Below are 16,056 nucleotides of genomic sequence, written 5' to 3'. Positions count from 1 at the left end.
GCGTCCCGAGCCCGCTCCTCACTGTCGCGAATCACTCGGCCCCGCGGCGCTTCGTCGATGGCATCCGCCACTTCTTTCAGTACCCGATCCACCTCCGCACGCATCCGCTCGCGATACGCTTCCCGATCCAACTTGGGCAATGGGTCCATGATGATTCCTCCTTGCAGAAACAAAGTCGAAACCGCTGTTGCCTAAGTTGTACAATCTACGCAGCTATCGCGCCATAGATAATTGCCATACACGGGCCTCCTGATACGGACTCTGAGCCGAAAAGTAATCGTGAAAGAGCGGCTGCGGAGTCCGTGTCAAGAATCTTGACACGGACGCCAGCGCAACGGATAGTTCAGCTTTTACGAGGATTAGCGGATGAACGATCAGATTACGACCGTGACGTTGGCGGGTCAGCGATACGTGATTCTTCCCGAAGCTGTCTATGAACGAATGCGGACGAAAGTGAGCGACTCGACTGAGCCGCCGCTACCTGCCGCGGATGCGCACGGAAACTATCCAGCCGTCGAAGCGGCGCGCGTGGTTCTAGCGCGCAAGATACTCCGTCGCCGCCGAGCCGCGGGGCTTTCTCAAGTTGAATTGGCCAATCGAGCTGGCGTGCGCGTCGAGACCCTGAATCGCCTCGAACATGCGAAGCACGCGCCCAATGTCATAACGGTAAAAAAGATCGTCCGCGCATTGGAAGCCGCGGAAACGCAGCAAGGAGAGTGAAATGATATGCAGCGCTTTGCATCGTGCCGTCGCAGTAATTCTCGCAGTCGGCGGGCTGGTCGGTTGCTCGGTCAAGAACAACGCCGAGTCAGATGAAGCTCTTGCCGCGATTCAGCGCGGAAGCGCGCTGCTCAACTCACATCGGCCAAAGGACGCCATCCCGAAGTTCGATGAGGCAATTCGGCTCTGTCCCCAGAGCGTAGCGGCCTATTTCTATCGTAGTAGCGCGAAAATGGATTTGGGAGATGCGAAGGGCGCACGCCAAGATCTCGATGCGGCGATCAGAATTCAACCCACTATGGCCGTCGCGTACGCAAATCGAAGCGTCCCTCGGAAAGACGCGGGCGATTTGTCAAGCCTGCGCAGCGTGAAAAGCCGAAGGCCAAAGCACTTTGAAAGAACGGCGCGCGACGAAGTGAGGCAAGCCTTGGCCTCGCTCTTGTGAAACGCGGGAAGCCGCGATAGCCTGTAGGTATGTACATGCCAGGTGGCTGATCGCATTCTCGAACGCGGCTCCGGCGATGCCGATCGAAATGGAGTTGATCGATTGGTCGAAACCCGCCTTGCCTGAGGCTGCGCGATGGTTTGTAGAGAGATTTGCGACTTGGCATGGCGGAGAGAGGAGTCGAGAGGTAGAGACGCGGCACCCTCACCCTAACCCTCTCCCAAAGGGAGAGGGAACTCGAAAGGGCGACCTTGATCTGAGCGACGTGATCGTCTGCTTGCCGGGCGGTCAGGCGCGGCGGCGGTTGCTCGAATTGCTGGTCGAAGAAGCTGCCGAGCGGGGGCTGGTTCTCGCACCTCCGCAGATCGTCACTCCGGGCAGCCTGCCCGAGTTGCTCTATGAGGCAAAGCATCCGTTCGCCTCCGATCTTGTGCAGCAACTGGCGTGGGTCAAGGTACTGCAAGGGATGAAAAGCGAGCAACTCGCCCCGCTGGTCCGCAATCTGCCCGGCACGGATGATTTGCCGGCGTGGCTAGCGCTGGGGAAGATGCTCGCCGATCTCCACTGCGAGTTGTCGGCCGACGGGGTCGATTGCGCGGCGGTCCTCGAGAAAGCCGCGGAGTGTGACGGCTTCAACGAGGCGGAGCGGTGGAAGCTGCTCGCCGATTTGGAGCGGCGCTATTTGCGGCTGCTCGATGAGTTGCAGCTCTGGGACAAGCAAACCGCGCGGCTCTACGCGATCGATCACCGCGAATGCCGCACCAACAAACGGATCGTGCTCATCGGGCTGGTCGATCTCAATCGGGCTCAGCGGCGGATGCTCGATCAAGTCGCCGAGCGCGCGACGGCGCTGGTATTCGCACCGTCCGAACTTGCGGGACGATTCGACGAGCACGGCGGTTTACGTCCGGAGCAGTGGCAGGACATGGAATTGCCGCTATCCGACAAGCAAATCGAGATCGCCGACGGGCCAGCGGACCAGGCCGATGCCGTGATCCGCGCTCTCGCCGCGCTCAACGGACGTTACTCAGCCGAAGAGATCGTGATCGGCGTGCCAGACACGCGGCTTGCGCCCTATGTCGATCAGCGGCTTGAGGAGTCGGGCTTGCCCGTGCGCTATAGTGTTGGTGCGCCGTTGGAACGGAGCGGACCGCACCAACTGTTGGCCGAAGCCGCCGATTATTTGGAGCACGGCCGGTTTCGCGATCTCGCGTCGCTCGTGCGGCATCCGGCCGTTGCGGTCTGGCTCCGCGACCAAAGGGTGGAACGCGACTGGCTCGCTTCGTTCGATGCCTATTTCTCAGCTCATTTGCCCGCGCGGGTGCCAGAGAATTGGCCGCTCGACGAGGATTCACTGCACGTCGTGCGACGAGTTCAAGGGGCGCTTGCCGGATTGCTGGCGCCGCTGCGCGGAAAGCCGCAGCCACTCGATCAGTGGGCGCAGCCGGCGCTCGAAATCGTGAGTCAGGTCTTTGGCGGCCGGCCAATGGACGAAAAGACGGAGGCGGATCGGACCGTGCTCGTTGCCTGCCGGCAGATCCTCGATGTGCTCAAGGCGCACGTTGCGATTCCGGAAAAGCTTTCGCCGCTCGTGACCGGCGCTCAGGCACTGCGGATCGTGCTCCGCGGTTTGGAAGGAGGAACGATCCCGCCGCGCTCGGATTCGGCTGCAATTGAGTTGCTCGGCTGGCTGGAATTGCCTTGGAACGACGCCCCGGCAATGATCGTCACGGGGTTCAACGAAGGAATCGTTCCAGCTTCGCGAAGTGGCGACCGATTCCTGCCCAACTCGCTGCGCCGGCGGCTGGGTCTGGAAGACGACCAGCGGAGGTATGCCCGCGACGCCTATGCCCTGGCCCTGCTTGGGGCATCGCGAGCCGAGCTGCGGATCATTGCCGGTCGGCGGTCGGCCGACGGCGGTCCGCTGATTCCCAGCAGGTTGCTCTTTGCTTGCGACGACAGCCAATTAGCCCGGCGAACCGTCGCGCTGTTCCGGCGACCGAGCGAAGTTCGGCGACGCAGGGTGCTGGCCGCTGGGTTGCGGCCCGGGCGCGAGGATTCGGCGCTGCCGATTCCGGCCATCGACTCGTCGCCGGGCGACATCGAATCCTTGAAAGTCACCGAATTTCGAGATTATCTTGCCTGCCCCTATCGCTACTACTTGCGACACCGGTTGCGATTGCGGGCGCTGGACGACTCGGCGCCCGAGCTGGACGGCGGCCAGTTTGGCACGCTGCTGCACGACGTTTTGCGCATGTTCGGCGAGGACCCCGTGCGCGACTCCGAGACGCCCGAGGAAATCCGCCAGCAGCTATTCCTGACTCTCGGCACATTGCAAGCGCGGCAGTTCGGCGAATCGCCGATGCCCGCGGTGCGAGTTCAGATTGAATTGCTGAAGCTGCGACTCGCGGAGTTCGCCGTCCGACAAGCGGCGTGGCGCCGCGATGGATGGAAGATCAAAGTCGTCGAGCGCGACGTGTTGGACGTTGAGGCGCCGTTTCCGGTCGACGGCGTGCCGGTCTATCTCCGTGGCCGCATCGATCGCCTCGATTTCAACGAGCGTGACGGCCGGCACGCGGTGCTCGACTACAAGTCTTCCGAAACGGCGAAAACGCCGGACGCCGTGCATCGGCGGCACGGAGAATGGGTCGATCTGCAATTGCCGCTTTATCGGCATCTCGTCAAAGCGCTCGAAATCAACGGCGACGTGCAGTTGGGTTACGTGCTGATTCCTAAAGCTCTTGAAAAGACCGGGTTTGAACTGGCCGCGTGGACTGCCGAGGAGTTGGCCGCCGCCGATCGCATGGCGGAAGAGGTCGTGCGCGGGATCCGTCTCGGCCAATTCCCGATGGCCGCTTCGCCGCCGGATTTCTTTGAGGAGTTCGCCGCCATTTGCCAGGACGATCAATTCGGCGTTGCCGGCCGCACGGCCGGCGATCCGGATCCGGAGGCCGAATGACCGCCGCCAAGAACGCCTTTCCGCACATCGTCATCCGCGCATCGGCGGGAACGGGGAAGACATTTCAACTGTCGAACCGCTATCTGGGATTGACGGCGGCTGGGCATTCCCCCGATCAGATTCTCGCGGCCACGTTTGCGCGCAAGGCCGCCGGAGAGATTCTCGAGCGGGTGTTGACTCGGTTGGCGGAAGCCTTTGACGACGCCGCGCGACTGGCCGAACTCGCTCCTCAGTTGGGCCGCTCGAACATGAATCCGGCGGAATGCACGCGCATGTTGCGCGGTCTGGTCGAGCAGTTGCACCGGCTGCAAATCGGCACGCTCGACAGCTTCTTCGTGCAAATGGCCGGAAGCTTCAACCTGGAACTCGGTCTGCCGCTCGGTTGGCGGATCGTCGAAACGCTCGAGGACCGGAGATTGCGCGAGGAGGCGATTCAAGAGCTGCTCGAAAAGACGGACTCGAACGACTGCGTGCGGCTCGTGCATCTGTTGAGCAAGGGCGAGGCCACGCGCTCGGTGACGCGGCAGATCATGGACGCCGTCGATGCGATGCACGACGTCTTTCTGGACGCTCCGCCGGAGGCCTGGGCGACTCTCGGCCGACCGCCGCGCTTGGATGCCACCGCGCTAGCCGACGCGCTCACCCAATTGGCCACCCTGCCTGCCTTTGCGGACAAGAACTTCGAGAAAGCCCGAATCAGCGATCTCGCCAACGCCGACCGGCAGGATTGGGACGTGCTGCTGAGCAAAGGACTTGCCTGCGCGATTTCGGCCGGCGCTGAGACCTATTCGAGAAAAATCATCGAGCCGCACGTGGCCGAGGCCTATCGGCCGCTGATCGAGCACGCCCGCGGAGTCCTCGTCGCGCGTTTGGCGGACCAGACGGAAGGGACCTGGCGGATGCTTTCGCATTTTCACGCGGCGTACGAGCGGCTCAAGACGGCGCGGCGAGTGCTGCGGTTCGACGACGTGACGCGGATTCTGGCCGACGCGTTTACCGAGCGGCACTTGGACGGCTTGGCTTATCGGCTCGACGGACCCGTGTCGCATTTACTGTTGGATGAATTCCAAGACACTTCGCTTGCGCAATGGAAAGTGCTGCTTCCGTTCGCCCGGCGCGTGACGGCGCCTGGTGGCGGTCAATCGTTCTTTTGCGTCGGCGACGTGAAGCAGGCAATTTACGGCTGGCGCGGCGGAGTCGCGGAAATCTTCGATTCCGCCGTCACGCAACTTTCCGGCGTGGCCCAGGGTTCGTTAGTCGAAAGCTATCGCTCGGCGCAAGTCGTGATCGACACGGTCAATCGCGTCTTTTCCGATCTAGCCGCCAACCCGGCGGTCGATGGGTTTCCCGAGGTAACCAAAGCGTGGGCGAATCGCTTTGCGCACCATACGACCGCACGAACTGAATTGGCGGGGCGATGCCGATTGCTTGTCGCGCCCGCGGCCAGAGAAGGTGAGAAGCAAGGGATTGTCACGCTGGAATTCGCGGCCCGGCACGTCGCCGAGATCGCTCGTCAGAATCCCGAGCGCACGATGGGGGTTCTTGTGCGGCGGAACGAGGTCGTGGCGAAAATGATTTTCGAGCTGCGCAGCAAGCATAAGGTGTTCGCGAGCGAAGAAGGAGGCAATCCGCTGACGGATTCCGTCGCCGTGCAACTCGTGCTTTCGCTCCTCAAGCTGACCGATCACCCTGGGGACACGGCGGCCCGATTCCACGTGGCTGCGTCGCCGCTAGGCCCGGCCGTGGGATTCGAGCGATTCGACGATGAGGCCTTGGCCGGGAAATTGGCGCTTGAAATGCGCGAACGGTTGGCGTCAGACGGCTACGGACGAACGATTTACGATTGGGTCAAGTCACTGGCCCCGTTCTGCGGACCTCGCGATTTGAGTCGCCTCTTGCAATTGGTCGAATTGGCGTACGCTCTCGATGATGGGCGAATCCGCCGCACCGACGAATTCATCGCCGAGGTCAATTCGCGGCGGATCGAGGATCCGACGGCCGCGAAGGTCCGCGTGATGACGGTCCACCAGGCGAAAGGCTTGCAGTTCGACTTCGTCGTGCTGCCCGAGCTGGACGTGAATTTGAAGGGGCGTCAAACGCCGCGTGTGGTGGTCGATCGCCCGACGGCGCTGGAACCGATTCGCCGCGTCTGCCGCTACACAGGCGAGACCGTCCAAAGGCTGTTGCCCGCCGAGTTCCGTCGCATGTTTGCCGAGTGGCCCAATCAAATCGTCAACGAATCTCTCTGCGTGCTGTATGTAGCGATGACCCGCGCCGTTCACGCGCTCGATATGATCATCGCCCCGTCGCGGCAGAACGAGAAGACCTGGCCCAAGACCTACGCGGGCCTGCTCCGCGGCGCGCTGGCCGGAGGAAAAGCGGCCGAGCCGGAGACGACGCTCTACCGGCACGGCGATGCAAGGTGGGCGGCTGATTCTGAAAACCTCCCTCTCCCTCCGGGAGAGGGCCAGCCTGCCGTGAGCTTGTCGAACAGGGGTGAGGGCGAATCACGGTCGATCGCCACATCCCCTCACCCTAACCCTCTCCCAAAGGGAAAGGAGATGGATCAACGCACTGCTGCGCCACTCGTCGAGAATCTGCACCTCGAACTTCGCCCCGGCAGCCGGCGTCGCCGAGGGCTCGACTACCGAACCCCGTCCGCAATGGAGGGAGCCGGGAAGGTCGATCTCCGACGCCATCTGCGTTTGGAATCCGTCGCCGGAATGACGCGAGGATCGATCGTCCATGCCTGGTTTGAGCGAATTGGCTGGCTCGAAGACGGCGTTCCCGGCGATGCCGATCTGTTGCGGCTGGCGGCCAGGCTGGCGACGCCCGAGATCGATCTGGCCGCGGAGATCAAGCGCTTTCGAGCCATGCTCGAGCGGCCAGTCGTGGCAGCCGCGCTATCCGAGAAGGGATTCGATCCAGCGACACTGGGTTTCGCCGCGGACGTGTGCGCCGAGCTAACGGGCGACAGCGTGACGAAGAAGCTCTATCGTGAGTGGTCGTTTGTCGTTCGCCAAGAGAATTCGCTGGTGTTTGGCATGGTGGACCGCGTGACGAGGTTCTATCGCGGCGACCGGCTGGTCGCGGTCGATATCCTCGATTTTAAGACCGATGCGGTGAGCGATGAAGCTGCGATTATTGAGCGAGTCGGTTTCTACCGCCCGCAGATTCAAGCCTACCGTGGCGCGATGTCGGCGCTGACCGCACTTTCGCTCGAGCGAATCTCGGCGCGGCTGCTGTTCGTCGAACCAGGCGCGATCGAAATCATCGCGTGAAACGCGGCTTGAGGTTTCAATTGGATCGTTTAACCTGGAGCGATCGGCGACGGCCCCGTTGCAGTTAGTTATGGCACGCGGTGCGTGCCGAAGAAAACATTGGCTCTCCAGGACGGCATGCGCAGCGTGCCTTACATCGATGCCGAAATATAAAGTTCTGCTTACGGATTATGCGTGGCCCGATCTGGAGATCGAACGGCGAGTTCTGGCCGAAGTGGATGCTGAACTGGTCATCGCGAAACAGAGCGATGCCGCCTCGTTGGCAAAGCAGGCGACCGATGCCGACGCGATCATGACGAATTGGGCGCGCGTGAATGAGACGGTTCTGTCCGCCGCGCCGAAATGCCGGATCGTCGCGCGATTGGGAATCGGGCTGGACAATATCGACGTCGCGTTCGCCACCCGCCGCGGGATGATTGTCACGAACGTGCCGGACTATTGCTTGACAGAAGTGGCCGAGCATGCGCTCGCATTGCTGCTCGGTCTCGCCCGCAAAATCGCGTACTATCATGGCGAGACGAAGCGCGGGCAGTATCGATTGCAGGCCGGCCCGTTGCTTCGCCGAATCGAAGGTCAAACGCTGGGGATCGTAGGGTTCGGCCAAATCGGACGAAAACTAGCCGAAAAGGCGCTTGCGATCAAGCTGCGAATTCTCGCGACCGGGCGCACTCGCCCCGTCTTGCTCGACGAGGTCGAGTGGTGCCCGCTCGACGAGCTGCTCCAACGGAGCGACTACGTTTCGCTGCATCTGCCGCTCACGCCGCAGACGCGGCACTTGATCGGGGCCGATCAACTCGCGCGAATGAAGCCAACCGCGTATCTCATCAATACGGCTCGCGGCGGATTGATCGACGCCGACGCGCTGGCCGCGGCGCTCGCCGCGGGTCGGCTGGCCGGCGCGGCGCTCGATGTGCAGGACCCCGAACCGCCCGACTTGAGCCAACCCCCCTACGACGATCCGCGAGTGATCGTCACGCCGCACGCCGCGTTCGTCTCGATCGAGTCGCTCGAAAACCTCCGCACTCGCGCCGCCCGGCAGGTGGCGGCCGCGCTCGCCGGCGACATGCCGGAGAACGTGGTGAACCAGAAGGGATGATAGGGCCCGGTCATGTTGCCACCGGGTCAACCTGTCATTCTCCGAGCGACGCGCGCTCGGTAAAACCGTCAAAACCGCTCCCGTCGTCAATCCGCGTCTCGCGGTCTTTGACCCGGCCGCCCCCGTGACGTATAGGAAAATAAGGCACATTGTCTTCCCATCTTTTTTCGGCGGTAGGCCATTCGACTGTCGTCGCGCGGAGACGCTTCGCGCGATCGACCGGCAATTCCGTTTTTCTTCTGCATTGGCAACCATGGAAGAGCAAGTATCTCAGGCCAGCCCGGCGAAGAATCGGGGGAGCAGCGCCGGTCGATCGATCGATCGCCAGCGACGGCGGGTCGAGGAGTTGCTAGCCGCCCAGAGGGCGCGGCTCGAAAACGTCGAGACTCACCTGGCCACCCAGCTCGAGGCACTCGCGCAGGCGGGTGTCGCAACGGACCCCGCAGCCGAGTTCCCCAGCGAGGAGTTGCACGAGCAAGCACAACTTCTCAACCGTCAAACCGAAGAACTGAATCGCGCGAAGCTGGAGCTGGCCGAGCATGAGCGCCGCTTGGCCTCCGAGCGCGAGTCCGCCGCGCAACTCTGCCGAAAACAGGAGCAGATGCACGCGCGGCAAGCCGAGATCGACGCCGCGGAGGACAAGCTCCGTCAGGCCGAACGCGACCTGAAGCTGGCTCGAGAGGAACACGGCGTCGAAGCCGAGCAGATCGCCAAACGTCAGGCTCATTGCGCGGAACTGGAGAAACGACTGGCCTACGAGCACGATCAGCTCGAGTTGCTTCGCGAGCAAACGAAGACCCAGCGCCGCAGAATAGCCCAGGAACTCAAAGCGGAGCGCGCTTCGCAGCAGCGCGAACTCGACCGGCTCCGTCACGACGTCGAGCTGCTTCAAGCCGGTCAGCGGCAGAGCCTCGATCAAGCTTCGAAGCAACTCCAACGCGAACGCGCCGATCTTGAAGAAAGGCTCAATCACGAGCGCGAGGAAGTCCGCCGCCGAAAAGCGGAATTGGAAGCAAAGTTCGTCCATGATCGCGAGGAGCTTGGAAAGCAAAAGGCCGAGTTCGAGCAGAAGCTCGGTCACGACCGCGAGGACCTCCGGCGCCTTTCAGACGAGCTGGACGCGAAGCTCGCTCAACATCGCGAAGATGTCCGCCAGCACCAGAGCGACCGAGCGGAAAGGGAGACCGCGCTCGACACGGCCAAGCGGCAGTTGGAAGCCCGCGAGCAACAGCTCGCCCGACAGCGATCGGAAGAAGCCGATCGTCTGCGCGGTGAGTTGGATGCGCTCACGAAAGAGTTGGCGTTGGCCCAGGCTGCGGCGGCAAGCACCGCCGGCGAGATTGCCGGATTGCGGCAATCGCGCGAGACGCTGCAAAAGGAATACGAAGCGCTCTGCCGCGCCAACCTAGAGCGTCAACAGACCATCGATGAGCTGCGCCAACGCCAGGCCGCCCTCGAACAAGCCCAAGCCGCGTTGCAACGCTCCCTCGATGAGCTGCGCGAACAAGACAGCCAGCTTCAACAGGCCTACGACGAATTGCTGCATGCCCACGAACGACTGTCCGCGGCCCATCAATGCGCCGAGCGCGAGTTGTCTGAGCGTTCCAACGCCGGCGCCGCCGACCAAAGCGAACTGGAAGGACTCCGTGCCGAGCGCGAGGCGCTGATCGCGCGGCTGGCCGATGCGGAATCGAAACCGGCTGAAGGCGACCTCCAACAACAGGACGAATTGCAGCGGCGCTTCGAGATGGCCGTTGAAGACGTGCGGAGCCTCAAGCGGAAAAACGCAGAACTTGAGGAAGCGCTAGTTGGGCTGAAATCAGCGGGCGCGCGCCCCGCCGTCGCCGTCGCCGGCGACAGCCCAAACTGGGAAATGATGAAGCGACAGATGATCGAGTCGCTCGAGGCCGACGCCGACTCGAGCCCGGAGAAGGCCGCCGAGCGCGCGACGATCGAGAACACGATCCTGATGACCAACGAGGTGATCGCGCAGAAAGACCACGAACTCGCCGAACTGAAGCTGCTCCTTTCGCAACAGAGCGGCAGTATCGGCTCGGTCGCCGTCGGGGCATCCGCGATTGCCGGCGTGCTCGATCAAGACGAGCTAATTCAGCAAGAACGCCGGAAGCTGGCAGAACTCCAAGAGGAATGGACATCGAAGCTCCGGCAAGCCGAGATCGATATCTCGGTCGAGCGCGCCAAGATCACTCGCGACCGCGCCCAGGTCGAGGAAAAGCTGGCCTCCTACGAAGCGGAGCGAGCCAAGCAGGTCAACGAAGGAGACTCGACCGCCGGCTCCGGGAACGACGCGGGGAAGAAGCCGACGCGCGGGCGATGGCTGGCCCGCCTGGGATTGAAAGACGGGGATTGACGGCTATTTGCCGGTGAAAACCGACAACACTTTCTCCGCTTCCCCAATGCCCTTCGGGTCGAGCTGGCGAAGTCGATCGAGCGCCGCGGCGGCTTGCGGCAAGGGGCAGACCTTGAGATAACCGACGATCGAGCGGCGCACGAAAGGATCGGCATAATCCTTCCGCTCGTAGAGCGAAGCCACTTGCGCCGCGAACTCCCAATCATCCCACCGCGCCAGATCGGTGATTGCCTCGGCGGCAAACTCGGGACGGTCGAGCACGCGCGCGACGGCGGCGGCGATTTGCCTCGGCCCAACGCCGTGACCGAAATCGTGATAAAACCGCAGCGCCTTGAGCGCGCCGCGCACGTCCCCGTCGGCCGCCTTCGGATCGGCTAGATAACGCGACTCGATCAGCTTCAACGCGCGGGCGCCGTCCAGCAGCAGATATCCGGCCAGAATGCCGTCGAACCCGGCGCGAAAATCGTTGGCCGGCGCTACGATCCGCTCGCGAAGCAGCTTGCGATTCTGCTCGCGATCCGTGTCGGTCTTTGCGAAGCCCAGCGCCAGCGAATAAAAGCCCTTTCGCTCAGGGGGAACTTGCGGATCGGCCAGCCAGCGGCGCAGGTCGCTCATCGCCAAATGGTCCGCCGCCTCGGCCGTTTGATCGTAAGTCGCATGGCCGAATTCCAAATAGGCGTCTTCGGCCAGCAACCGATTGGCATGCTCGAGGTATCGGCTAAAGAAGGCCAAGCGCTTCGCGCTCGGTTGCCGCAAGTCAGGCGATTGCACGACGTAGGCATAAGCCGTTTCGTCTAGCTGGATCGCCGTCCATTGCAAATCCCTGAGTCGGGCATCCGCGGCGCCGCTGCCGAGCAGCAGCACCAGCGAACCCTCCTTGACGGGCAAGTCCGGCGCAAGCCTGAGCGGCCCGGCGCCGAGCAGGTCCTTGCTCTTCAGCGCGCGATGGATCTCGAACGATTGCGTGGCGGGCCGATAGCCGCTCGGTTTATCGATCGGCTCGCCGACGAACGCCGCGACCGCCGCGTCGCGCTGCTGGGCGAGGGTCGGCTTGACCGCGTTGCAGAATGGACATGCTCGCGTTTTCGAAACAATGGTTGCAAGAACCAGCACGGCGGTCAGCACGAATCGAGTTGACATCGGCTAAACTCTTCCCAGTAACGAATCGACGGCGGCGCCGATGTCGCGGCTCGACATCAGTGTTTCTCCCACTAGGACTGCGTCGATCCCGGCTGCCTCCAAGCGGAGCACGTCGGCACGAGTCCGGATTCCACTTTCCGCGACCAGCACGCATTCCTCGGGGACGCGCTCCCGGAGCCGTAGCGTATGTTCGATATCGGTCTTGAAAGTCCGAAGATCGCGGTTGTTGACTCCCACGAGCGTCGCCCCGGCTGCGAGCACTCGCTCGATATTCTCGGCGTCGTACAGCTCGATCAGCGGCGACATCCCCATCGCCACGGATCGATCGTGGAGCTTTCGCAAGTTGCAGTCGTCGAGGCATTCGGCGATCAGCAGCACCGCGTCGGCGCCGGCCGCGCGGGCTTCATAAAGCTGATATTCGTCGAGGATGAAGTCCTTCCTCAGCACGGGCAAGTCGACCGCCTCGCGCACACCGCGGAGGTCCGCCAGACTCCCTTGAAAATAGGGGCCATCGGTGAGCACGCTCAAGCACGTCGCCCCGTGCCGCTCGTAGGTCATGGCCACGTCGATTGGATCGAAATGGTCGCGGATCACCCCGGCCGACGGGCTGGCCTTCTTCACTTCGGCAATCAGGCGGATCGGTCCCGGCTTGGCGAGGCCGGCGAAGAAATCGCGCGGCGGCGGGGCAGCGGCCGTCGCATCGCGCAGCACGGTCAGCGGCCGCTCGACCTTCAACTGCTCAATCTCGCGCCACTTGCTGGCGACGATTTTGTCGAGAACGGAGGACAAGATGTTCGGAGTTCGGGACTAGGGGCTCGGGACTCGGGAACACGTGGGCCCCAGCCAAGAGGCGAGTCCCGGATTGGCAACTACCATTATACCCGATTCCCCGCCGTCTTTACGTGCATTCCGGGTCCCGAATCCCGAACCCCGCGCCCCTAGTGCTTGAAGTGCCTTCTTCCGGTGAAAACCATCGACAGGCCGTGGGCGTTGCAGGCGGCGATCACGTCTTCGTCGCGGCGCGAGCCGCCGGGCTGAAGGATCGCCGTAATTCCCGCCCCCGCGGCCATCGGGATCGAATCGGCGAATGGGAAGAAGGCGTCGGACCCGAGCACGGCGCCGACCGCTCGCGGCCCGGCCTTGCGGACGGCAATCTCGACCGAATCGACGCGGCTCATTTGCCCGGCTCCGGCGCCGATCAGCATTCCATCCTTCACGATCGTGATCGCGTTCGATTTCACATGCCGCACGAGGAGCCAGGCCAGACGCAGATCGGCCATTTGCTCGGCGTTCGGCTGGGCCTCGGTCACCACCTTCCACTCGCTTTCGGGATCGTCCGCAGAATCGGGCGCTTGAACGAGCATTCCGCCCGCGATCTGGCGAACCTGCCATGCCGCCCGTTCGACCTCAAGCGGACCAACCTCCATCAGCCGCACATTCGCCTTCCACTTCGGCCGCGTGGTGAGAATCTCCACGGCATCCGGCTCGAAACTCGGTGCGACGATCGCCTCGACGAATCGATCCGGCTCGCAAAACACCTCGGCCGTCGCCGCGTCGAGCGGTTGGTTCACTCCGATCACCGAGCCGAAGGCGCTTACCGGATCGCCGTCGAGCGCCCGCCGCATCGCCACCGCGAGGCTCGCCGCCGTCGCTGCCCCGCACGGGTTGTTGTGCTTAATCACAACGGCCCCGGCGCCGGGCATCGTGCGGACAATCGCCAGCGCGCTATCCAGATCGAGCAAATTGTTGTAGGACAACTCCTTGCCGTGAAGCTGGTGCGCGGCAACTAGATTCACATCGCCGCAGCCCGCAAGCGAATAGAGCGCGCCGCGTTGGTGTGGATTTTCTCCATAGCGGAGCACCTTCTTGCGATCCAAATCGAGCTGTAACCGGGGCGGGAATTCGGCGTCGGTTGTGGCGGTTGTAAGAAAGTATTCGGCGATCGCCTTGTCGTAATGCGCGGTGCGCAAGAACGCGGTCGTGGCCAGCTTCCGCCGCAAGGGGAGCGTCGTGCCGCCCGTGGCTGATATTTGCTCGAGCAGTTCCGCGTATTGCTCGGGCGCAGTGGCCACGGCGACGAAGCGATGGTTTTTCGCCGCCGCCCGAATCAGGCTCGGTCCGCCGATGTCGATTTGCTCGATCGCCTCGGCATCGGCCACTTCGGGCCGGGCGACCGTCTCCTCGAATGGATAGAGGTTCACGACGACCAATTCGAACGTGACGATTCCGTGCTCGGCGGCCGATTGGCGGTCGTCGTCCCGATCGTGGCGGGCCAGGATGCCCCCGTGAATCTTCGGGTGCAGCGTCTTGATCCGGCCTTCCATCATTTCGGGAAAGCCGGTATACGCGCTCACGTCCTCGACGGCGACGCCCTCCTTCTCGAGAAACTGGCGCGTGCCGCCCGTGCTATAGATTTTCACGCCAGCCGCCGCGAGGCCTTGAGCAAAATTGGCCAGCCCCAGTTTATTGCTGACGCTGATTAACGCGCGTTGGATCGGAACGTGTGTCTGCATCGGATGAAATATGCGTTCGATAAATCAAATGGATCGGAACAGAGAGACGATAATTCTATCGCCCGAAAGCCGCTCAGCACAGGCTGCGAAATGGCCACGAACTGGGCAGCCATATTTGGCCGCGCCCGCTGCCGCATTACGCAAGTCGCACATGCTCGACTTGATTGCTCACCATCCAGCGGAGCCAGGTCTCTTGCTCGTCGGTCACTTCGAATTCGATCGTATTCGCACTGTCCAACGGTGAGACGACGGCCACGACTCCTTCGTCCAGCCATGTCGTAGCGTCGTCGAGCCGAATCCAATACTCGCCCGACGGCAATTTGGGCACGCCGTGCCTGCCCGCGGGCGTCATGAAATAGGCCACGTCGGTGCGAAACCGCTCCGGCATCTTAAGCGGCGGCAAATCGGATCGACCCACGGCGTGAATGAGCATAGCCATTTATTCTATCCGATCGAGCCGCGGCGCAGGCGGTCACGGATTGCCAACCACGGCTCGGTATCCGGAGGCATATCGACGACGATCCGCTCGATGCCCGCATCGTCCAGCGCGTGCAAGGCGGCGTACAGCTTAGCGGCATAGTCCGCTGGAGCAGCCGGCATGGGAACGATAGTAACGTCGCGCGGCGGTTCTTCCCCCTCATTATGCGCACTCCCGCCAGCGGAGAGCGTATCACGATCGCCTACGGCCAAGGTTAACCAGCCGACGTGAATCCCAGCCCGCGCCAATGTTTCGACGCGCGCTCGCCCGTCACCCATGCAACATTCCATCGGCGCTCGCGGCGAATAATGCCGCGGAAGTTGGCCAGGCGATGCCAACGGCTGCGGTGGATCGTGCGGCGTCGGCGCCGTTCGAGCGATCGGACCGATCCACAGCTCGATCTCAGCCGGCCCAACCAATCCTGGCCTCAGCAACCGCGGAGGATCGGAGTCCAAATCCAGCACAGTGGATTCCAGGCCGCCGCTCGTTCGCCCGCCGTCAAGCACGATATCGACTTCCGCGCCGAGGCTCTTCAGCACGTGCTCCGCCGTGGTCGGCGAAATCGCGTTCGAGCGATTGGCGCTCGGGGCGGCAATCGGCACTCCCGCCGCTTCGATCAACGCACGAGCGATCGGATGCGCCGGAATCCGCAGTCCAACCGTCGCCGCGCCGGCCGTGACGAGTTCCGGCACGATCGGCTGCTTGGGGAGCACGAGCGTCAGCGGCCCCGGCCAGAATCGTGCTGCCAATCGCTCGGCGGTCTTGGGCCAACCGGCTGCCAGTTCGCGGGCTTGTTCGACGCTCGCCACGTGCACGATCAGCGGATTATTCGCCGGCCTCCCCTTCGCGGCGAAGATTCGCGCGACGGCCGCCGGATCGAGCGCATTCGCGCCGAGACCGTAAACGGTTTCCGTCGGAAAAGCGACAAGTCCGCCGCGGCGCAGGGCATCGGCCGCGCGACGCATCGCGCTCGGCGCCTGCCCTATCGAACGGACTTTGTAAACGTCGGTCATCGCGCGACTCGGCACACTTCACATTGGAAAGAAACCCGCT

At 62.9% G+C, this 16,056-nt stretch carries 10 protein-coding genes; 5 read left to right on the top strand and 5 right to left on the bottom strand.

What is annotated here, in order from left to right; translation table 11 throughout:
• Nucleotides 1–366 precede the first annotated feature (366 nt).
• The 5 genes from VGY55_25120 to VGY55_25100 all read left to right on the top strand — a co-directional run bounded on the left by VGY55_25120 (nt 367) and on the right by VGY55_25100 (nt 10,872).
• Nucleotides 367–720 (top strand): helix-turn-helix transcriptional regulator, encoded by a 354-nt coding sequence (locus VGY55_25120; GenBank protein ID HEV2973273.1) that lies wholly within the window; start codon nt 367–369, stop codon nt 718–720.
• 521 nt (nt 721–1,241) lie between these two features.
• On the top strand, nt 1,242–4,124 hold the full coding sequence (locus VGY55_25115; GenBank protein ID HEV2973272.1) for a PD-(D/E)XK nuclease family protein: 2,883 nt from the start codon (nt 1,242–1,244) through the stop codon (nt 4,122–4,124).
• Nucleotides 4,121–7,405: a UvrD-helicase domain-containing protein gene (locus VGY55_25110; GenBank protein HEV2973271.1), complete on the top strand. Its 3,285-nt coding sequence runs from the start codon at nt 4,121–4,123 to the stop codon at nt 7,403–7,405. Before VGY55_25115 ends, VGY55_25110 begins: the two co-directional genes overlap by 4 nt.
• Nucleotides 7,406–7,544: 139 nt before the next feature.
• Nucleotides 7,545–8,501 (top strand): C-terminal binding protein, encoded by a 957-nt coding sequence (locus VGY55_25105; GenBank protein HEV2973270.1) that lies wholly within the window; start codon nt 7,545–7,547, stop codon nt 8,499–8,501.
• Nucleotides 8,502–8,754: 253 nt separating this feature from the next.
• Entirely contained in the window at nt 8,755–10,872 is a 2,118-nt protein-coding gene (locus VGY55_25100) for a hypothetical protein (GenBank protein HEV2973269.1), read from the top strand.
• 3 nt (nt 10,873–10,875) lie between these two features.
• On the opposite strand, the gene VGY55_25095 is transcribed toward VGY55_25100, so the two are convergent.
• The 5 genes from VGY55_25095 to VGY55_25075 all read right to left on the bottom strand — a co-directional run bounded on the left by VGY55_25095 (nt 10,876) and on the right by VGY55_25075 (nt 16,016).
• Nucleotides 10,876–12,012 carry a hypothetical protein gene (locus tag VGY55_25095; protein HEV2973268.1) on the bottom strand — a complete coding sequence of 379 codons (1,137 nt, stop codon included), beginning with the start codon at nt 12,010–12,012 and terminating at the stop codon, nt 10,876–10,878.
• 3 nt (nt 12,013–12,015) lie between these two features.
• Nucleotides 12,016–12,801: an indole-3-glycerol phosphate synthase TrpC gene (trpC, locus tag VGY55_25090; GenBank protein ID HEV2973267.1), complete on the bottom strand. Its 786-nt coding sequence runs from the start codon at nt 12,799–12,801 to the stop codon at nt 12,016–12,018.
• A gap of 149 nt (nt 12,802–12,950) precedes the next feature.
• Entirely contained in the window at nt 12,951–14,525 is a 1,575-nt protein-coding gene (purH, locus tag VGY55_25085; protein ID HEV2973266.1) for a bifunctional phosphoribosylaminoimidazolecarboxamide formyltransferase/IMP cyclohydrolase, read from the bottom strand.
• Between the two features lie 136 nt (nt 14,526–14,661).
• The gene (locus VGY55_25080) at nt 14,662–14,964 is read right to left on the bottom strand and encodes a hypothetical protein (GenBank protein HEV2973265.1); all 303 of its coding nucleotides are present in this window, start codon (nt 14,962–14,964) and stop codon (nt 14,662–14,664) included.
• 5 nt (nt 14,965–14,969) lie between these two features.
• The gene (locus VGY55_25075) at nt 14,970–16,016 is read right to left on the bottom strand and encodes an L-threonylcarbamoyladenylate synthase (protein ID HEV2973264.1); all 1,047 of its coding nucleotides are present in this window, start codon (nt 16,014–16,016) and stop codon (nt 14,970–14,972) included.
• Nucleotides 16,017–16,056 lie beyond the last annotated feature (40 nt).

Source organism: Pirellulales bacterium, from assembly GCA_035939775.1.
Taxonomy (GTDB): Bacteria; Planctomycetota; Planctomycetia; order Pirellulales; family DATAWG01; genus DASZFO01.
The sequence above is the reverse complement of the archived record's forward strand: the minus strand, read 5'-3'. Positions and strand labels throughout refer to the sequence as shown.